We start from the raw sequence: 19,672 nt of genomic DNA on the forward strand, positions 1-19,672 counted from the left end.
TTGCCTGGTTATCGACAAGATTCTCTCGCCTCAAAATAGATCACTTAATTAAGCGAATTGGTATAATAACGTAACCAACAAGGCCACCCACAATGAGTTTTGATAATACCGACCATACCCTAGATGCTGTAGGTTTGCGTTGCCCTGAGCCTGTAATGATGATAAGAGGCATGGTAAGAAGGATGAACTTAGGTGAAACTTTGTTAGTGATTGCAGACGATCCGTCAACAACAAGAGATATTCCAAGTTTCTGCGAATTTATGGATCACACCTTAATTGCTAAAGCGGTGGCTGAGTTGCCATATAAATATGTAATTAAAAAAGGTCAGTAATGGTAAAAAAGCGGCGGTTGCCGCTTTTTTAAGATTTTACAATGACGACTTTTGGTACTCTAGGGTTTCGATAGTCCAAACGGATCTCATACCAGCCCTTTTTACTCGGCTTAAAACTAAAGTAATTATATACCGTATTGCAATCAGCAATTAAGGGCTGACCCAGTGTCAGCTGCCCTTCAGTTTGATAACCACAGTTATAGCCTTCACTCCATTGTTCGTCGGCAATTTTAAACTCGTATACTTTTCCCGGGCTCATAAATTTGGCTTTGGTGATATAAATCCCGGGTTGCGTCTCTTCCATACGATACTGAGGTTCAGCATCCCACAAGGTAAAATCGCCACGTAAATATAGTGTTTTATCTAACTTGCCAACTACCGTTGATGAGGTCGATTCAGCAGGTAACTGTAAGTTACTGCTACAAGCGGTAAGTGCCAACAGTGCAAATGCCAGTGCCCCTTGTTTTTTTATCATAGCGAACAACCTTTTTACTTGCTAATGATGAACTAACAAAAAGCCAGCAACCGCTGGCTTTTGTATTCACACTTAATTTTGTAACACTGAAATATCAGCAGTGTTTAAGAACAGCTTACTCAACTGACTCAATAATGCTAGACGATTCGCCTTAATGGCTTCGTCGTCCGCCATCACCATTACGTTGTCAAAGAAGTTGTCCACCGCTTCACGCAGGTTCGCTAACCGTGTGAGCGCTGTTTGATAATCGCCTTTAGCGTAAACAGGTGCAAGCTCAGCAGTTAACGCAGCAACTTGTGCGGCCAATGTTTTTTCAGCTTCTTCTTGTAATAGTGAAGTATCCACCAAAGCTTCAGAGGCAACATTGTTCTTAGCTAAAATGTTGTTTACTCGCTTATTGGCAGCAGCTAATGCTTCTGCTTCTGCTAGCGTTCTAAAGTGGCTTACCGCTTTTACTCTACGATCAAAGTCAACTGGGCTGGTTGGGCGTCTAGCCAGTACAGCTTGAATAACATCAACGCTGATCCCTTCATCTTGGTACCATGCACGGAAGCGCCCAAGCATAAACTCAATAACATCCTCAGCGACATTTGCATTGCTCAGCTTATCTCCGAATAAGGTCATTGCTTTAGCGACAATATCCTGAATATCGAGAGGTAGCGCTTTTTCTACCATGATCCGTAATGCACCAATTGCAGCACGACGCAGTGCAAATGGGTCTTTATCCCCTTTTGGCGTCTGACCAATACCAAAAATACCCACTAAAGTGTCAAACTTATCAGCGAGCGCCACGGCAAAACTGATTGGGTTGGATGGTAAATTATCTCCAGCAAAACGCGGCATGTACTGCTCGTTTTGTGCTAATGCAACTTCTTCGGCTTCACCATCAATACGTGCATAGTGCATTCCCATTACACCTTGAACGTCGGTAAACTCCATCACCATCTCAGTCATTAGATCCGTTTTACTGAGTAGGCCAGCACGTTCAGCCAAGGCTTTATCGGCACCAAGTTGTTCGGCTATAAAACCTGCCAATGCAGAGATACGCTCTGATTTGTCTTTAAGTGTGCCAAGCTGCTTTTGAAACAATACTGAATCAAGTGACTCAAGACGACTTTCTAGCGTTTTCTTCTTATCCGTTTCAAAGAAGAATTGCGCGTCTGCCAGACGTGGGCGAACCACCTTCTCGTTACCCGAGATCACTACACTTGGATCTTTACTTTCAATGTTAGAAACAAATAAGAACTTGTTGATCAAGTTGCCTTGTTTGTCTAACAGTGGAAAGTATTTTTGGTCATCTTTCATGGTGTAGATAAGAGCTTCATCAGGCACTTGTAAAAATGCTTCTTCGAAGGATGCAACTAAAGTCACAGGCCACTCAACGAGTGAGGTAACTTCTTCAAGTAAATCTTCATCCATCGCCACTTGTGCGCCTAGCTTTTGCGCTTCAGTCTCAATCTGACTACGAATTAGCGCTTTACGTGCTTCATAATCCGCAATGACATAAGCGTCTTTTAATACTTGGTGGCTGTCATCAGCATGTGTTACACGTACACGCTCTGGGTGATGGAAACGATGTCCTTGTAGCTCATTGCCAATCGCTTTACCTAGTACTTCACCTTGGACTTGTTGACTACCAAGTAGTGCTGCCACGGTATGTACAGGGCGGATAAATTGCGTCTTGTTCGCACCCCAACGCATCGGCTTAGGAATAGGTAACTTAGCTAGTGCTTTGTTGATCACATCACTTAGTAACGCTAAAGTCTGCTGGCCTTCTACTTTTGCTTTGTGTAGTAACCAAGTGCCCTTATCAGTCTCTAAACGCTCAGCATCATTTATATCAATACCACAACCACGCGCCCAGCCTAGTGCAGCCTTTGTAGCGTTACCCTCTGCGTCAAATGCAGCTTGGATTGCAGGGCCACGCTTTTCAACAACCTTGTCTGCCTGTTGTGTCTGTAGTGCCTTAACTTGAATACCTAAACGACGAGGTGATGCGTACCAGCTAACGCCTTCATGACCAAGTTCCAGTGCTGCTAGTTCCAGCTTGGTATTCTCTGCAAACGATTCAGCAAGATTACGCAAAGCCTTTGGTGGTAATTCTTCTGTGCCAATTTCTACAAGTAAGTTTTCAGTCGACATTATTAATCCTTACAAAGCGGGAAGCCAAGAGCTTCACGTGCATCATAGTACGCCTGTGCACAGGCTTTTGATAAAGCGCGAACTCTCAAGATATAGCGCTGACGCTCAGTTACAGAAATAGCATGGCGCGCGTCTAACAAGTTAAAAGCATGGGACGCCTTCATCACTTGCTCATACGCTGGTAATGGTAGCCCTGCTTCAATCAGTTTTTCACTTTCTTTTTCGCACTGGTCAAACTGTTTGAATAGCGCATCTACATCTGCATGTTCAAAGTTATATGTCGACTGCTCAATTTCATTTTGCATGAACACATCACCATAAGTGACACGTCCCATTGGCCCATCTGTCCAAACTAAGTCATAGATGCTATCCACGCCTTGTATATACATTGCAAGACGCTCTAAACCATAAGTAATTTCACCGGTTACTGGCGAGCATTCAATACCACCAACTTGCTGGAAGTAAGTAAATTGTGTCACTTCCATACCGTTTAACCAAACTTCCCAACCAAGCCCCCAGGCACCTAAAGTTGGTGACTCCCAGTTATCTTCGACAAAACGAACTTCATGAGTCAGAGTATCGATACCTAGTGCAGCTAACGAGCCTAAGTATAATTCTTGAATGTTCTCAGGTGATGGCTTCAGTACCACTTGAAATTGGTAGTAATGTTGAAGACGGTTCGGGTTTTCACCATAGCGACCATCTGTCGGACGGCGACATGGTTGCACGTACGCGCTCGACATTGGTTCAGGACCAATGGACTTTAGGAAGGTCATCGGGTGGAATGTACCCGCACCAACTTCCATATCTAAAGGTTGAGCTACAACACAGCCTTGCTGCGCCCAGTAATCCTGTAAAGCCAGGATCAAACCTTGGAAGGTTTTGATATCGTATTTTTGCATAGTTGGCTTATTTTTATCTGGTACTTATCGTGTGTGAACACTGTGCTTTCCGCGCTCACGCTAGATTCAATGATTGAAAATTATGCTCAGTATACCGCGAGCGCTTTAGGGTTTTAAGCTTTAAAGCATAAAAAAAGGAGGGAAAACCCCTCCTTTTTATTAGATGGTTGTATTTATACGTCTAAGTTAACTACGCGCAAGGCATTTGTTTCGATAAACTCTCGACGAGGTTCTACCTGGTCACCCATTAGGGTTGCGAACAATTGGTCTGCAGCAATGGCATCCTCAATGGTCACACGTAGCATACGACGCGCATCTGGATCCATGGTGGTTTCCCAAAGTTGATCAGGGTTCATCTCACCTAGTCCTTTATAGCGTTGTGTATACAAGCCACGCTTAGACTCCGAAATTAGCCACTCAAGGCCTGTTTCAAAGTAATCAATTGCCTGAGTCTTTTCACCACGCTGGACGTAACCGCCCTCGGAAATTAAGTTACCAATTTGACGTCCTGTATTTGCAATACGGACATAGTCTTTTGAAGTAATAAAATCGAAGTTTAATGTGTGCGCTTTATCTACCCCGTGCTGGCGAATATTGACCACTGGGTAATACATATTACGCTCTTCATCAAATGCAACTTCAGCGTTGAAAATAGTGGCATCTTCATCTTTTTTCACAAGATCAGCAACTAAGCCTTCAGTCCATGCTGTTACTGTTGACTCATTAGATAAGTCTGTTTCGGTCAGTTCAGGATGGTAAAGCAAACGGTTCATAATTGAAGACGGATACTTACGCTTTAAACGCTCAATGATATCTATCGTATTCTGATAATCATGTACTAAGTTTTCTAACTTGTTACCAGAAATTGGTTCCGCACCTTCAGCTGGGTATAGTGCAGCATCGTTAAGTGCCAATGTCGTTAGATACGCAGTTAGTGCATTATCATCTTTAATATAACGCTCTTGCTTACCTTTCTTCACTTTATATAGTGGCGGCTGAGCAATATACACATAACCGCGTTCAATAATCTCTGGCATTTGACGATAGAAGAAAGTTAGTAGCAGCGTACGGATGTGTGAACCATCCACGTCCGCATCGGTCATGATAATAATGCGGTGGTATCTTAGCTTTTCAGGGTTGTATTCATCACGGCCAATACCACAACCTAATGCAGTGATTAGTGTTGCCACTTCCTGAGAAGAAAGCATCTTATCAAAACGTGCTTTTTCTACGTTAAGAATTTTACCTTTGAGTGGTAGAATAGCTTGGTTTTTACGGTTACGACCTTGCTTAGCAGAACCACCTGCCGAGTCACCCTCCACTATATATAGTTCAGAAAGAGCAGGATCTCGTTCTTGGCAGTCTGCAAGTTTACCCGGCAGACCAGCTAAATCCATCACACCTTTACGACGAGTCATCTCACGTGCTTTACGTGCAGCTTCACGCGCGCGCGCCGCATCAACGATTTTGTTTACAACGGTTTTTGCATCACCAGGATTTTCAAGCAAGAACTCGGTGAGCTTTTCCGCCATCATTTGCTCAACGGCACCTTTCACTTCACTTGAAACAAGCTTATCTTTGGTCTGTGAAGAAAACTTAGGATCAGGAACTTTAACACTAACTACAGCTGTTAAACCTTCACGGGCATCATCACCAGTAGCATTCGTTTTATGCTTCTTGTTAAAGCCCTCTTTTTCCATATAAGTGTTTAGTGTACGTGTTAATGCTGCACGGAAACCAGCTAAGTGAGTACCACCATCACGTTGTGGAATGTTGTTCGTAAAGCAGTATATATTTTCTTGGAAACCATCATTCCACTGCATCGACACTTCAACACTAATGCCGTCTTCACGCTCAGTCGAAAAGTGAAAAACACTTTGATGAACTGGTGTCTTTTTGCGGTTGAGGTATTCAACAAAGGCTTGAATACCCCCTTCATATTTGAAGTGGTCTTGCTTGTTCTCTTCACGCTCATCGCTAAGAATGATACTCACACCTGAGTTTAAGAATGAGAGTTCACGTAGACGTTTTGCAAGAATATCATAGTGGAAGTTTGTGTCAGAGAATGTCTCAGCACTTGGCCAAAATCTCAGTTCAGTACCTGTAGTTTCAGCTTCACCAATAATACCTAGGGGCGCATCAGGAACACCCATGGTGTATTTTTGTTGGTGCACTTTGCCATCGCGGCGAATTGTTAATTGTAGTTTTTCAGAAAGTGCATTTACAACCGATACACCTACACCATGCAAACCGCCCGATACTTTATATGAGTTATCATCAAATTTACCACCAGCGTGTAGTACTGTCATGATAACTTCTGCTGCTGATACCCCTTCTTCTTCATGTATTGAAGTTGGGATACCACGGCCATTATCTCTAACAGACACGGAGCCATCAGTATGAATTGTTACGAAAATATCGTCACAATATCCTGCTAGTGCTTCGTCGATTGAGTTATCAACGACCTCAAACACCATGTGATGCAAACCAGTGCCATCATCTGTGTCACCGATATACATTCCCGGACGCTTTCTTACAGCATCCAATCCTTTAAGTACTTTAATACTCGACGAATCGTAATTTTCCGACATGGTTTCTTCCAATTATTTTGTTATTAAGCTGCCATGTTCCACGTGGAACATTTTAATTTCACGTTCCATAGGTTCAATAACGGCGGCAATACTTTCTGGAGTAATTGCAGTAATAAACAGTTGAGACTGGCATTGTGCGAGTAAACGCGATACCGCCCCCTTAGTCTCATCACTGAGCTCCGAAGGTAAATCATCAATAAGCAATACAGATTGCTTATTACTCTCTTGGTCAATCAAACTATTCTGCATAACTTTTAAAGCATACAGCAGCAGCTTTAACTGTCCCCGAGAGAAAATATGTTCCACACTGTGCCCTTGAGTATAAAAGTTAAAGTCCGCCTTGTGCGGCCCTTTACTTGTATAGCCAAGTTTTATGTCACGCTCTAATTGATTGGCAAGTACTTCTGCCAGTTCTCCCTTCCAGCCCGCTTGAAAGCGAATTTCAAGGCCTTTAAAGATAGGGCTTATATCCCCTATCTTATCAAAAAAATGCGCCTGAAACCTACTTATATACGCTTCTCTTAGTATATTTATTTGTTCAGCAAGTCGAACAAATTCTTTATCCCAATAGCTTAATTGGGACTGAAAATCTCTGGGCTTGGTCTTAAGAAGTGCATTTCGTTGTTTGAGTACTTGGTTAAACATCTTCCAAGCAGAATAAAACTGGTGTTCCACGTGGAACACCCCTAGATCAAGAAACTTTCTTCGCTCTTTTGGCCCACCAAAAAACAACTCATAACTTTCTGGAGTTATCACTTGGACGGGCAGCACTTGGGCGAGTTCAGCAACTTTCCGACTTGCTTGCCCTTGGATTCTCAACTTAGTTTCGCCACTCATGTATTTACTAATACCAAGAGGTATAGACAAGTTATGTAGTTGTTTTTTAGCATGTACAACGCAATGAGAAGCCTCATGCTTGATCATTAACTTTTGTAAGTTAGTACGAAAAGATTTACCGCTGGAGAGAAAATAGATGGCTTCAAGCAAGCTTGTTTTACCGCTGCCATTTTCACCAAGAATGATGTTAACGGCATGACTAGGTGAAAGTGTTATAGCCTCAATGTTGCGAAACGTATTGAGGCTGAGGTGAGTTAAACTCATATATCTATAGGCGCATTGGCATGACTACATACATTGCATTTTCATCGCCAACCGCTTCAATGAGCGCACTGCTATTCGCATCAGATAATGTAAATTGGACATCTTCCGATTTGATAGTATTCAATACATCTAGCAGGTAAGACACATTGAAGCCAACCTCTAGATCATCACCCTGATAGCCTACCTCTACAACCTCTTCCGCTTGCTCTTGCTCTGGGTTGTTAGCACTGATCTTCAAATGTCCATTGGTTAGATTTAATCGAACTCCACGGAATTTTTCATTGGATAAAATAGAAACACGTTGAAATGCACTACGTAGCCAATCACGATTTGCCGTAACTAGCTTGTCTCCACCACGTGGTAAAACTCGACGATAATCAGGAAAACGTCCGTCCACCAGCTTACTGGTAAAAGTGAACTCACTATCGATAATACGCACATGATTAGCACCAAACTGAATAGTAACGGCATTATCATCCGCCGGTAACAAGCGCATTATCTCTTGCACGCCCTTTCTCGGAATAATTAGCTGTCGTTGTGTATTTAACGCTTCTGGTAGCGTTTGTTGCGCAATAGCTAAGCGGTGGCCATCTGTTGCCACTGTTTTTATTTCATTATTATCGACTTCGAAGGACATGCCATTTAGGTAATAGCGCACATCTTGATTAGCCATAGAGAAATGCGTTGCTTCAAGGAGTTTTCGAAGCTCTAAGCGTGTAATCGTAAACTCAACTTCGCCATCCCATTCTTCAAGATTAGGGAAGTCTTCTGCAGCCAGCGTTGTCAGAGAGAATCGGCTTTGACCGCTCGTTAATAACAACTGATGCTCTTGGGCGCTTAACACTAAATCAGAGTTATCCGGCAAGCTCTTACAGATGTCTAACAGCTTTTTTGCAGGCAGCGTGATCTTAGCATCTGGAACACTGTTTTCTAAAGTCACTGACGCAACTAGCTCTATCTCTAAATCTGTTCCTGTCATATATAGCGCACCACTTTTTACTTCAAGTAATACATTAGACAGAATAGGCAGTGTATGCTTGCGCTCAATGGCGCCAGAAACCTGCACAAGTGGTTTTAAAAATAGTTCTCTTGGAATAGTTATTTGCATCATTTAACCCTTAAGAAGACAGCGTTCTAATTAAGTTTTGATAATCTTCTTTAACTTCATGGCTTTCGTCACGAAGCTCTTTTACTTTTCTGCACGCGTGCAACACGGTGGTATGGTCTCGACCACCAAACGCATCACCAATTTCAGGTAAGCTATGGTTAGTCAGTTCTTTAGACAACGCCATAGCAACTTGCCTTGGTCTTGCAACTGAACGGCTGCGACGTTTAGACAATAAATCAGAAACACGAATACGATAATACTCTGCAACTGTGCGCTGAATATTATCAATGGTGACTAGTTTATCTTGCAGCGCTAATAGGTCACGTAGCGCTTCTTTTACAAAATCGATAGAAATTGGTCGACCTGTAAAATTGGCATTCGCGATCACACGGTTTAACGCGCCCTCCAGCTCTCGAACATTTGAGCGAAGTTTTTTAGCGATAAAAAAAGCAACTTCATGTGGTAAATTGATATTACTCTGCTGCGCTTTTTTCATCAAAATAGCAACTCGAGTTTCAAGTTCTGGTGGCTCTATGGCAATAGTTAATCCCCAACCAAAACGAGATTTTAATCTATCTTCTACCCCTTCAATTTCTTTGGGGTAACGGTCAGAAGTTAAAATAATTTGCTGATTACCTTCAAGCAAAGCATTAAACGTATGGAAGAACTCTTCTTGTGAACGTTCTTTATTTGCAAAAAATTGAATGTCGTCGATCATGAGTGCATCAACGCTACGATAGTAGCGTTTAAACTCTTCTATCGCATTATTTTGCAATGCTTTAACCATATCCTGAACAAACCTTTCAGAGTGCATATACACAATTTTTGCATCTGGTTTTTGCTCGATAATACCATTCCCAACGGCGTGCAATAAGTGCGTTTTACCCAAGCCTGTACCACCATAAATAAATACAGGGTTAAAAGCAGATCCTGGATTATCGGCAACTTGAGTTGCAGCAGCCTTGGCAAGTTGGTTGGACTTACCTTCAACAAAGTTATCGAAGGTATAGTTTTCTTTAATATTGGACTTATGTGCTGATTTAGGTGCCGGCTCCACTTTCTCAGCAACTCTAGTTTGTCCGCCTTGTGAGGCTGTAGTCTGCTCTGGAGCATGACCAACTGTCGGTGTCCTTTCTTGCGCAGTATTTGGTTGCGCCGCCAATACCGGCTTACTACCAACATCAAAGCGTAATTCTGGCGCTTCATCACCACAAATTTCAATGAGTAGCTCATTAATACGATGGAGATACTTTTCTCGCACCCAATCTAATACAAAACGATTTGGCGCATAGATAGTTAGCGTATCATCAGTACTTTCTGCCTGTAGCGGTCTTACCCACATACTAAATTGCTGAGATGGCAATTCATCCTGCAAAACATATAAACAACTTTGCCAAACCGACAGATACACTCTGAACTCCAATAGGTTTTGATTCCCAGGAATAAAAAACAAACGTTTTAGATCAACTGAACAGTTAGATCTAAGCGATGATCGCCGGAAATACTTATTTATAATTACAAAATCACTGGTGGAAGCGGGGTATTATGAAGTGATCTTATCCACAAGTTCAATATTGACTTTTTGAAAAAGTAAGATCTCATCAAAATAAAAAATCAAACACATGATTTTAAAAGGTTTTTATTTTTTACCCACAAGTAAGATCATAGCAAAAAAACCACCAGATCTCACCCCAAAATTAAGATCAAATTTAGTTTTCCAGAGCTTTTCCTATTCTTACTAAATGCTATAATGCCGCCCGTCGGATCAGATCTATGCAGATCGATTTCGTATTGATCCTACTTTATATGGATCATCTATGTGTGTTCGATACTGCTGCTCAGTTTGTTCTATATATAAGGCAACAAAACGCTTGCTGTGGAATATTTAGCCACACAGAGCAGATTTTGATTGACTTTAGACGTACTCAGCTTTAATATCTCGCGCTCGCAATGGCACCTGTGCCAGGATCGCGACCTGCATAGGATGTTTTAACTTTTAACCGATCGGATGGAATTGTTATGAAAAGAACTTTTCAACCTAGCGTACTTAAGCGCAAGCGTACTCACGGTTTCCGTGCTCGCATGGCGACTAAGAACGGTCGTAAAGTATTAGCACGTCGTCGTGCTAAAGGCCGTAAAGTACTTTCTGCTTAATATTTAGTGGAAGACTTTAGCTTTAGCAGGGAGTTACGTCTGTTAACTCCCTCGCATTACTCCCGCATATTTCAAGAGCCAGCTCGCGCTGCTACACCTTATTTTACTCTACTTGCAAAACCAAATGATGTTGGTCATCCCAGACTCGGTTTAACAGTTGCTAAAAAGCGCTGTAAAAAAGCGTGTCAACGAAATCGCATTAAACGTCTTGCCAGAGAAAGCTTTCGTCTAAATCGTCATAAACTGGATAACATCGATATTGTGTTGATGGTCAAGACCGGTGTTGATGAGCAATCTAATGAAGAGCTAACAAAACAGCTAACTAAGATGTGGCGTAAAATAAATGAACGTTGTAAACCAGGAGCACCAAAGCCTGCTTTTAAGCCAAGACAGCAAAAGCGTTCAAAAAAACCTCAAGGGAACGCGAAAAAGCAATAATCCGCTTTTCGCATTTCTTTTTAAGCCGCATTTACCCTTGCCAACGTAGTAATTTTACCTCAATTAAGGTAAGGTTAGCTCACCTTTTAATCAGCTATATCAATGGAAAAATAGTCTGTTTTTTCCCACTTGGGTTGAAGCAGTAAATTGAGGAAATTGATATCTACAATGCCATGAATTCAACTTCAGGGCATGGCAAAATCAGGCGTCAGTTCAAATTAGTGAGTTCGCTACCCAAGCATCTCCTTATTTTACTGATACGAGGTTATCAACAATGGATCAGTCCCCTACTTGGACCTCATTGTCGATTTAATCCAACCTGTTCGAGCTATGCAATTCAAGCAATTAATTTACATGGAATTGCAAAAGGGAGTTGGTTAGCGGTTAAACGCATATTAAAATGTCACCCTTTGAGCGCAGGTGGAGATGATCCTGTACCTGTGAAGTCAACTAAAGTTAAACAACACGAGAAATAAGAGCTGTTATGGAATCGCAACGCACGTTTTTATTTATCGGTTTGTTGCTTGTTTCGTTCCTATTGTTCCAAGAGTGGACACAAGAACAAAACCAGCCTCAAACTGGTACCAGTGCCGCCGCACATCAAGTGGCGAACTCAACCCCAACAGAAGATCAAACTGATGTTCCAGCGTCTAGCCAATCCGATGTGCCTGTTGTGGCAACTCAGGCGACACGTTCTGTTATTAGTATTACTACCGATGTACTTGCGGTAAAAGTTGATACTAAAGGCGGCGACATCGTTGAAGCTAAATTACTCCAACATGCAGAAACCCATGGCAGCGATCAGCCTTACCTGTTACTTGGTGAATTTGATGCTAAGCAGTATATTTCACAAAGTGGCTTAATTGGTTTAAACGGCCCTGACGCGAATAAATCAGGCCGCCCAGTGTACAAGTCAACTCAAACTCACTATGAGTTAGCAGGCGATACATTACGCGTACCTCTTACTTTTACTGATGAAAAAGGCGTACAGTACACCAAAACCTATATCTTCAATGCTGGTAAATATGACGTTGGCCTAGAGTATCATGTCAACAATACCACGGCAGATCCCGTACAAGTGCAGCTTTACACACAAATCAAGCGTACTCGTCAGGATAAAGGCAGCATGGTTGACCAAACTTACCTTGGTGCAGCCTATGGTACAGCGGAAGAGCCTTACGAGAAATACAGCTTCTCAGATATGGCTGAAGCAAACCTTAATAAAAATACCCAAGGTGGTTATGTCGCATTTCTACAGCACTACTTTGTAAGCGCTTGGGTTCCTGATCAGCAAACCAATAATACTGTGTACACAACACTAAGAAACGGTAACGGCATTATTGGCATGAAGAGTGAACCGACCAATGTTCAAGCAAATACCGCTGCAACGATTACAGCAACGTATTATATGGGACCTAAAGACACAGAGGCGCTAGAGGCTATTCAAGAAGACTTAGACCTAACTGTAGACTACGGCTGGTTATGGTTTATCTCACAGCCATTACTCACACTACTTAAGTTCCTTTATGGTATTTTGGGTAACTGGGGTCTGGCTATTATCGCGATTACATTGATTGTAAAAACCGCTTTGTATCCACTGACCAAAGCACAATACACTTCAATGGCTAAAATGCGCATGCTGCAACCAAAAATGCAGGCATTAAAAGAGCGTTATGGCGATGACCGTCAGAAGTTCGGTCAAGCGATGATGGAGATGTACCGTAAGGAAAAAGTAAACCCTATGGGTGGCTGCTTCCCATTATTACTACAAATGCCAATCTTCCTTGCGCTATTTTACGTTTTCCTTGAGTCAACAGAGTTACGTCATGCTGAATTTGTCTTATGGCTAACTGACTTATCTGCGATGGACCCTTACTATGTACTACCTGTGCTATTTGGCGCAAGTATGTTCCTTACTCAAAAGTTACAGCCAATGACTGTGACTGATCCAATGCAGCAAAAGATGATGACTTACATGCCAGTTGTGTTCTCTATCTTCTTTATCTGGTTCCCATCAGGTCTAGTACTTTACTGGTTGGTTTCAAACCTTATCTCTATCGCGCAGATGCTAATTATCTACCGTGGTATGGAGAAAAAAGGCATGAAAGTACGCGGTTAATTCCCCGTATTCAGAAAAAACGGCTCTCTAATGAGCCGTTTTTTTATGTCTTAAAAACAATAACTTGATAATATTTTATGGTAATTTTATGCTAATTTGATAGGTCAGATAGACACTATCCGTCATGCTCATTTGCAAATACAGCACGCAAAGAGAAGACGATGTTTGAATCAACGTTACTACAGGCACTTTCTAGTGCGGAAACAAGCTGGTGGTTAATCCCCCTCGCCTTGCTAATAGGTGTTCTCACCAGTTTTACTCCCTGTGTCTATCCTATCTTACCTATTACTGTTGCTACGTTGAGTCAGCAACGTCATATCCGCCTTGCACCTATGTTGTACGCTATTGGCTTTGCAGCTGTCTATGCAGCACTTGGGTTCGTAGCCGCACTCACAGGTAGCTTTTTCGGCCAAATTGCCACGAACCCTTGGGTGCTACTGATTTTTGCAAATCTGCTACTTTACTTTGCAGCAGTATCAAAAGGGTTACTCCCCTTGCCTGCATTCTCCACAGCCTTCAGTAATACAGCCTCTGCTCCGCTACTCATGGGCATGGCCAGCGCCTTTGTTGCAGCACCTTGCACATCACCTGTGCTGGGCGGTCTGTTATTGTTCGTGGCCAATGCTCAGCAGCCCTTATTGGGCGGTATGTTGCTATTTAGTTTTGCCCTGGGTATGAGCACCTTGCTGTTGCTTGCTGGGTTTAGCACACGATTTTTAGATAAGTTGCCAAAATCAGGGGCATGGCTTAATCACATCACCACAGTCACAGCACTACTCTTAGTCGCAATGGCGCAATATTTTCTTATTCAAGCTGGCAAAAGCTGGCTATAACAGTGAAGGAACTACCATGAACAGAGTCATTTTTTATTTGCTACTCACTTTATTGAGCACCACATCGACGGCTAAGGACTACCCCGTACTGAATGCTAGTACACTGACCAACAATGTGATTACAAGCAAAGGGAAGATCACTTATTTAAAATTTTGGGCAACTTGGTGCGCTTACTGTATTGAGGAGATGCCGCTACTTGAACAAAGCTACCAACAAGCCAATGACCACTATCAGGTTATCGCTATTAATATCGGCTTCAATCAGTCAGAAAAAGGTATCAAAGCCTATCTTGATAAACATAATTATCAATTTCCAACGGTATTTGATGAAAGCGGTAAGATAACCCAACAGTTTCAAGTATTAGGTACACCGCAGCACATCTTAATTGATGAAAACGGTAAAGAAATTTATCGCAGTGCACTATTTACCGATGAGCTACAGCAGCACCTAAACGCACTACAAGGAGTAAACTAATGTCACTAATCAAATTACTACTTGTGCCCATTACCATCTATTTAAGTATGTCTGCGCAGGCGAGCACACAAGAGTATATCTTTATCAATATTTGGGATGAGTATGTGCAGCCAACCTCATTACCCGCACCATCAGCTCCGAGAGTTATGTTGCAGCCAGATATCAATATTGATGATGCAAGTCTAGAGCAGTTTAAAGCAGCTTACCCTAGTTACGGTAATATCAAAATTGATAAGCAAAACCAGTTAATGCTGCAGTTTTCAGTGAGGCAAACCCCCATGCGCGTACTCGTTGAAAACGGTAAAGTTATCCAACGAGAGCAATTGTCTACGGCAACCGTTGCCAGCAAAGAAGAAAAGACAAACACCCCTTTAAAAACATTAGCCGGTACGCCTTTCTCTATTGAAACAGTTAATAGCCAATACCGAGTGCTATTTTTCAGTGATAGCTTATGTCCATTTCAACATATTCCAGCATGCGAAATGAAGATTGAAATGAATAATCACCTCGCAGCAGTCAGCGATTATCCCGTGCTAACGATAATTAAGCCATTTTACGTCGATGAGCAAAGTGCTTATGCCTATCAAAAGCGCTTTAATATCAAACACGATATTGTGTTCGATCACCACAATGAGGTATTCAGTACTTTTGATGTACGAGAATTACCTTATTGGTTGGTACAAGACAAACAGGGCAAAGTGGTATATCGCGGTAATCAACCACCGAGCCTAGACTAATTCCCTGTCGCAGCCAGCTTGAGCGAAGACTGGCTGCTCAACAAGATTGTAAATTTAGGGAGATCTCGAGCTAATTTATCGTCCATTTACTTTGACAATATACGCTATACGGCGCATCAATAAGCTCAGCAATAAAGCGTTTATCGATGCGGCTTTGCTGTCGTAACTGCTGCAACTGCAACTGTAATAATTGACTATTTTCAAGCTCAGTGAGTTTATCTGAAAAGTCTTGCTGTAACGCTTCCTCTTTCGCCATATCAGCGGCTACAGCACCATAAAGTAGCAAAAGATGCGAGCTGGGGTGTTGCTGTAAACTAATAATATCAAGTGCTTGTTGTGGCTCTCCATTTAAAAGATGTATATACATTTGAGTATAAAGCGCATAGGTTTCAACCTCCTGTAGTTGTAGCGTTTGATACGCTTGCATAGCCTCCAATGAAAGCTGCTCGGCAGACTCAAGCTCTCCTGCTTTTATCAATGTCCAACTGAGTAATAACTTAACGTTCGCCCGCGTCACGACAGATATATCATCACTTTTGAGCAATGCTTGGTATTGTAAAATTGCGCTTTGCATTGCTTCTTCATCACCCGTTTGCAGTGCAATATCCATTTGCGCCATGCCTATCAGTAATTGCTGCTGTTCATAACTAGGCACAAAACGTGGTTCGGGTGTAATTTGCTTTAGGTAATCAAGCGCTTTTTCCCCTTGATGAAGCTGAATATAGAAAAACCCCAAGTAAGTTAGTACTTGCATTTCTAGATGGTGATAGCCACCCTGTTGCGCCAATTCCAACGCGTTTAATAAGCTTGGCTCACTCTCACTAACAGGCACTAAATAGTTTTGTCCGTAAGCAAATAATGCCTTAATTAAGCTTAATTTTTGTGCCGTTTGCTGATAGTAAGTGATCGCTTGAGCAAGGACTGGCTTACTTTTTTCTAAGTTGAGTAAAGTCTTTTCTATTGGCCCTGCTGCGGGTGGATTAGCTAAATAAAAGCTGCGCTGCGCTTCGCTGTAGGCAAAAGAGCGACTCCCCACCAAAACATGCGCTGAATTCATTGCTTGTTTATATTCATCCCAGCGCTGAAGGCTCCAATAGGCGTCCGCCTGAAGTTGATAAGCAGATGCTATTAATTCAACCTGTTGACTTTGCTGTGCCACATCCAATGCCAATTTCGCTTGTTGCAAGGCCTGCTGCGCTTGTCCTGTTGCTTTTAAAAACTCGCCATAATACAAGTGATAGCGAGCCTGCGTCGCGATAGATGCTGTGCTCAGTGAGATATGCTCAAACTGCTTATGTGCAGACTGTATGTCCCCAAGCCACCAGCAAATTTGTGCAAGCTCAAGCTGACTTTCTATATGATCTGGCATTTGCATAACCGCCGCTTCAAAGTATGCTTTAGCTAGCTTTGGACCTTGCTCATTTAACGCTTGGACACCGCGATAATAGTCACGCATGCCACGATTAAAAGGAGCCATATCTATCGCTTCAGTTTTAAGTGCTAGTTGTGTTATGACTTGCATTGCAATAGCTGTAAAGTTTTCATCTAGCTGTTCGACTATCAGCTCGGTGCGCTCGCTTGCTAAACTAGCCGTTAATAGAAATCGTTGTTGTAACGGTTTAAGAGAAAGCGTGAGCTTTTTAGTTTTATCACTGTCAGAAAGCTCTGGATACTGGCTTTTGGGTACTAAGTGATAACTAGATTGCAGCTGTTGCCGCAATGCGGCTTCCAACGCATACCCCCACCACGCATTTGCTTGTACACCCGTTTCATTAGCCATAGGTGGGATAATAAGTGTCGGCAATGTGACACTAGCCTTGCTTGAAACCGGCTTTGGTGCAGATAAAAAATATAAGCTGACTGTACTAACAATCGCTGTTAAGCCAACCGCAGTGAGCAATATTGTGGCTTTCTTCCCTAGCTTAGTAACATGTGAAATTAGGCTTTTTGAATGCGGCTGTTCAACAGGACAAATCCACAAATACCCTTGCTGTGGGATAGTTTTGATAAACGTTGGATTTTGGGGACTGTCGCTCAGTGCTTGCCTGAGCTCTGTAATGCTTTGAGTGAGTGCGGTTTCTCTAAACTCGCCATGTTGCCAGAGGCTGCTTAGTAATGTTTCACGTGCAACAACTTGATTTGGATGCGTTAAAAAATATGCCAATAGCTGTGCAACCTTTGGCCGCAATGGAACTTGCACAGCATCACGATATAAGCACAATGTCATTGGATCAAAGCGAAAATGTAAGAAGTACAACACGGTGTTTATTTCCCTTATACAAACCTATTACCAGAAGTATCCAGTAAGTATTGTACCTATACTATAACTAACAAACACGACTAATCCTAAGCAAAGTCATCGAACTGCTAAAATGAAGTTAAGCCAACCTTTCCAACTTGATTGTTACCAACACCAGGTCAAATCCATATCGCTCAATTATCGCTTGAACCACGAAGCGACAAGTCAAATGCTATAGCCACAGTACACTCCGAAGAACAAAAACAAAATCGCAAGAGAACCAACACTTGTAGATATTATCTAGCAGCTATACCTGAGATATATCAATTGCTGTACAATTATGTCTATTAACCAAACAGTCTAAAGAGTCATCATGATTGCACAAGACACCATAGCAGCACAGGCTACCGCTCCGGGTCGCGGTGGCGTTGGTATTATTCGCGTATCAGGTAGTAAAGCCAAAGCGGTCGCCGAGCAAATCTTAGGTAAATGCCCAAAAACTCGCTATGCCGAATACCTGCCATTCAATACCTTAGCAGGTGAACAGCTTGACCAAGGCATTGCGCTGTTCTTTCAAGGACCAAACTCATTCACAGGAGAAGATGTGCTTGAGCTACAAGGCCACGGTGGCCCGGTTGTCCTTGATATGCTGCTAAAGGAGATAAGCCAAATCGAGCAAGTGCGCTTGGCAAAGCCTGGTGAGTTTTCAGAACGTGCTTTTATGAACGACAAGCTAGACTTAACGCAAGCAGAAGCCATCGCAGACTTGATCAATGCCACCAGCGAGCAAGCTGCAAAAAGTGCGCTACATTCACTGCAAGGTGACTTCTCTAAACATATCAACGCATTAGTCGAAAAAGTAATTCACCTTCGTATGTATGTAGAGGCTGCAATTGATTTCCCCGATGAAGAAATTGATTTTCTATCAGACGGTAAAGTCGCAGGGGATCTTGAGAGCATTATTCAGCAACTCGCTGAAGTGCGTAAACAAGCCAAGCAAGGCAGTATTATGCGTGAAGGTATGCGCGTGGTGATTGCAGGTCGTCCTAACGCAGGTAAATCATCGCTACTCAATGCCTTAGCTGGCCGTGAAGCCGCGATTGTTACAGACATTGCAGGTACCACAAGGGATGTACTGCGTGAGCACATTCATATCGATGGTATGCCGCTTCATATTATCGACACTGCAGGACTTCGTGATAGTCCAGATAAAGTAGAACAGATAGGCATAGAGCGTGCTTGGGAAGAGATCCGTGGTGCCGATCATGTACTGTTTATGGTAGATGGCACAGAAACCCACGAAACCGATCCTGCGAAGGTCTGGCCTGATTTTATTGAGCAACTACCGCAAGGTATGGAGATTACGGTGATCCGCAATAAAGTCGATTTGAGCGGTGAGGCCATTGGCACAACAACGAGTGATGGCCATACTCTTATTCGCATAAGTGCCAAAGATATTCAAGGCATTGATTTATTGAGAGAACACCTAAAAGCCTGTATTGGATTCACAGGTGCAACTGAGGGTGGCTTTATGGCTCGTCGTCGTCATTTAGACGCCCTAGAACGCGCTGCTGAGCACCTAGAAATAGGCCAAACTCAGCTAGAGATGCACATTGCCGGTGAAATTCTGGCAGAAGAGCTGCGCCTTACCCAGCAATACCTCAATGAGATCACCGGCGAATTCACCTCAGATGATTTGCTAGGCAAAATCTTTAGCTCATTCTGTATTGGTAAATAACCTGACCTTCGGATAAATAATCCAAATATTTGAGTTGTCATACGCCCGATGTTCGGGCGTATGGTTACACACTAGCTAACCTGAGGTTTGGATAAGGAATGAGCTGACTCGTTGTTTTCAAGACCACAGTAAATTATCCCTTTCTCTAGCCAGACAGTTTTGGGGATAACAAGGCGAATTTACGTACCAATAGCTGGCTATTGGAAGTGAATTCAACGCAGTTAGCGCTAAAGCTGGTTGCTAGAAAGGCATTAATTAACCCGAGATCGGTTTAAGCCATCAGTTCAT

17 protein-coding genes are annotated in these 19,672 nt (G+C 42.6%); 9 read left to right on the forward strand and 8 right to left on the reverse strand.

All coding sequences use genetic code 11. The features are described 5' to 3' along the window. The first annotated feature begins 92 nt into the window (after positions 1–92). On the forward strand, positions 93–332 hold the full coding sequence (gene tusA / locus D9603_RS15750; RefSeq protein ID WP_128732029.1) for a sulfurtransferase TusA: 240 nt from the start codon (positions 93–95) through the stop codon (positions 330–332). Positions 333–360: 28 nt separating this feature from the next. Here tusA and D9603_RS15755 read toward each other — a convergent pair whose 3' ends face one another. From D9603_RS15755 to dnaA, 7 genes are all read right to left on the reverse strand, one after another. Continuing rightward, positions 361–807, reverse strand: coding sequence for a hypothetical protein (locus tag D9603_RS15755; protein WP_128732030.1), 447 nt, complete (start codon positions 805–807; stop codon positions 361–363). A gap of 72 nt (positions 808–879) precedes the next feature. Next, positions 880–2,949, reverse strand: coding sequence for a glycine--tRNA ligase subunit beta (gene glyS / locus D9603_RS15760; protein ID WP_128732031.1), 2,070 nt, complete (start codon positions 2,947–2,949; stop codon positions 880–882). 2 nt (positions 2,950–2,951) lie between these two features. Continuing rightward, on the reverse strand, positions 2,952–3,851 hold the full coding sequence (glyQ, locus tag D9603_RS15765; protein ID WP_125253666.1) for a glycine--tRNA ligase subunit alpha: 900 nt from the start codon (positions 3,849–3,851) through the stop codon (positions 2,952–2,954). A gap of 173 nt (positions 3,852–4,024) precedes the next feature. Next, on the reverse strand, positions 4,025–6,442 hold the full coding sequence (gene gyrB / locus D9603_RS15770) for a DNA topoisomerase (ATP-hydrolyzing) subunit B (protein ID WP_125253665.1): 2,418 nt from the start codon (positions 6,440–6,442) through the stop codon (positions 4,025–4,027). 12 nt (positions 6,443–6,454) lie between these two features. Then, positions 6,455–7,543 carry a DNA replication/repair protein RecF gene (gene recF / locus D9603_RS15775; protein ID WP_125253664.1) on the reverse strand — a complete coding sequence of 363 codons (1,089 nt, stop codon included), beginning with the start codon at positions 7,541–7,543 and terminating at the stop codon, positions 6,455–6,457. A gap of 4 nt (positions 7,544–7,547) precedes the next feature. Next, entirely contained in the window at positions 7,548–8,651 is a 1,104-nt protein-coding gene (dnaN, locus tag D9603_RS15780; protein ID WP_128732038.1) for a DNA polymerase III subunit beta, read from the reverse strand. A gap of 10 nt (positions 8,652–8,661) precedes the next feature. Next, on the reverse strand, positions 8,662–10,062 hold the full coding sequence (dnaA, locus tag D9603_RS15785; RefSeq protein ID WP_128732032.1) for a chromosomal replication initiator protein DnaA: 1,401 nt from the start codon (positions 10,060–10,062) through the stop codon (positions 8,662–8,664). Between the two features lie 608 nt (positions 10,063–10,670). Between dnaA and rpmH the strand changes: the two genes are divergently transcribed. The 7 genes from rpmH to D9603_RS15820 all read left to right on the forward strand — a co-directional run bounded on the left by rpmH (position 10,671) and on the right by D9603_RS15820 (position 15,407). Next, positions 10,671–10,805 carry a 50S ribosomal protein L34 gene (rpmH, locus tag D9603_RS15790; protein WP_010376846.1) on the forward strand — a complete coding sequence of 45 codons (135 nt, stop codon included), beginning with the start codon at positions 10,671–10,673 and terminating at the stop codon, positions 10,803–10,805. Positions 10,806–10,811: 6 nt separating this feature from the next. Continuing rightward, the gene (gene rnpA, locus D9603_RS15795) at positions 10,812–11,243 is read left to right on the forward strand and encodes a ribonuclease P protein component (RefSeq protein ID WP_128732033.1); all 432 of its coding nucleotides are present in this window, start codon (positions 10,812–10,814) and stop codon (positions 11,241–11,243) included. Positions 11,244–11,416: 173 nt separating this feature from the next. Beyond that, positions 11,417–11,719, forward strand: coding sequence for a membrane protein insertion efficiency factor YidD (gene yidD / locus D9603_RS15800; protein ID WP_211091617.1), 303 nt, complete (start codon positions 11,417–11,419; stop codon positions 11,717–11,719). Positions 11,720–11,727: 8 nt separating this feature from the next. Further along, entirely contained in the window at positions 11,728–13,362 is a 1,635-nt protein-coding gene (gene yidC, locus D9603_RS15805; RefSeq protein WP_128732034.1) for a membrane protein insertase YidC, read from the forward strand. Positions 13,363–13,523: 161 nt separating this feature from the next. Further along, positions 13,524–14,195 (forward strand): cytochrome c biogenesis protein CcdA, encoded by a 672-nt coding sequence (locus D9603_RS15810; RefSeq protein ID WP_125253660.1) that lies wholly within the window; start codon positions 13,524–13,526, stop codon positions 14,193–14,195. 16 nt (positions 14,196–14,211) lie between these two features. Beyond that, complete coding sequence (locus D9603_RS15815) at positions 14,212–14,670, forward strand: TlpA disulfide reductase family protein (RefSeq protein ID WP_128732035.1); 459 nt, start codon at positions 14,212–14,214, stop codon at positions 14,668–14,670. Beyond that, positions 14,670–15,407 carry a hypothetical protein gene (locus tag D9603_RS15820; RefSeq protein WP_128732036.1) on the forward strand — a complete coding sequence of 246 codons (738 nt, stop codon included), beginning with the start codon at positions 14,670–14,672 and terminating at the stop codon, positions 15,405–15,407. The genes D9603_RS15815 and D9603_RS15820 overlap by 1 nt, the downstream gene beginning before the upstream one ends. Positions 15,408–15,477: 70 nt before the next feature. Here the strand turns inward: D9603_RS15820 and D9603_RS15825 are convergent, their stop codons facing one another. Beyond that, positions 15,478–17,667: a winged helix-turn-helix domain-containing protein gene (locus D9603_RS15825; protein ID WP_194086973.1), complete on the reverse strand. Its 2,190-nt coding sequence runs from the start codon at positions 17,665–17,667 to the stop codon at positions 15,478–15,480. A gap of 352 nt (positions 17,668–18,019) precedes the next feature. On the opposite strand from D9603_RS15825, the gene mnmE reads away from it, so the two are divergent. Further along, complete coding sequence (mnmE, locus tag D9603_RS15830) at positions 18,020–19,384, forward strand: tRNA uridine-5-carboxymethylaminomethyl(34) synthesis GTPase MnmE (protein WP_128732037.1); 1,365 nt, start codon at positions 18,020–18,022, stop codon at positions 19,382–19,384. Positions 19,385–19,672 lie beyond the last annotated feature (288 nt).

The sequence above is a fragment of the Pseudoalteromonas sp. PS5 genome, assembly GCF_004103255.1.
Classification (GTDB): Bacteria; Pseudomonadota; Gammaproteobacteria; order Enterobacterales; family Alteromonadaceae; genus Pseudoalteromonas; species Pseudoalteromonas peptidolytica.

What these genes read in the sequence shown, in the direction of transcription:
- D9603_RS15755 (WP_128732030.1), bottom strand. Translation starts at nt 807, where the DNA reads ATGATAAAAAAACAAGGGGCACTGGCATTTGCACTGTTGGCACTTACC.
- rpmH (WP_010376846.1), top strand. Translation starts at nt 10,671, where the DNA reads ATGAAAAGAACTTTTCAACCTAGCGTACTTAAGCGCAAGCGTACTCAC.
- D9603_RS15815 (WP_128732035.1), top strand. Translation starts at nt 14,212, where the DNA reads ATGAACAGAGTCATTTTTTATTTGCTACTCACTTTATTGAGCACCACA.
- mnmE (WP_128732037.1), top strand. Translation starts at nt 18,020, where the DNA reads ATGATTGCACAAGACACCATAGCAGCACAGGCTACCGCTCCGGGTCGC.
- D9603_RS15820 (WP_128732036.1), top strand. Translation starts at nt 14,670, where the DNA reads ATGTCACTAATCAAATTACTACTTGTGCCCATTACCATCTATTTAAGT.
- D9603_RS15810 (WP_125253660.1), top strand. Translation starts at nt 13,524, where the DNA reads ATGTTTGAATCAACGTTACTACAGGCACTTTCTAGTGCGGAAACAAGC.
- dnaN (WP_128732038.1), bottom strand. Translation starts at nt 8,651, where the DNA reads ATGCAAATAACTATTCCAAGAGAACTATTTTTAAAACCACTTGTGCAG.
- gyrB (WP_125253665.1), bottom strand. Translation starts at nt 6,442, where the DNA reads ATGTCGGAAAATTACGATTCGTCGAGTATTAAAGTACTTAAAGGATTG.
- glyS (WP_128732031.1), bottom strand. Translation starts at nt 2,949, where the DNA reads ATGTCGACTGAAAACTTACTTGTAGAAATTGGCACAGAAGAATTACCA.
- yidD (WP_211091617.1), top strand. Translation starts at nt 11,417, where the DNA reads ATGAATTCAACTTCAGGGCATGGCAAAATCAGGCGTCAGTTCAAATTA.
- tusA (WP_128732029.1), top strand. Translation starts at nt 93, where the DNA reads ATGAGTTTTGATAATACCGACCATACCCTAGATGCTGTAGGTTTGCGT.
- glyQ (WP_125253666.1), bottom strand. Translation starts at nt 3,851, where the DNA reads ATGCAAAAATACGATATCAAAACCTTCCAAGGTTTGATCCTGGCTTTA.
- recF (WP_125253664.1), bottom strand. Translation starts at nt 7,543, where the DNA reads ATGAGTTTAACTCACCTCAGCCTCAATACGTTTCGCAACATTGAGGCT.
- yidC (WP_128732034.1), top strand. Translation starts at nt 11,728, where the DNA reads ATGGAATCGCAACGCACGTTTTTATTTATCGGTTTGTTGCTTGTTTCG.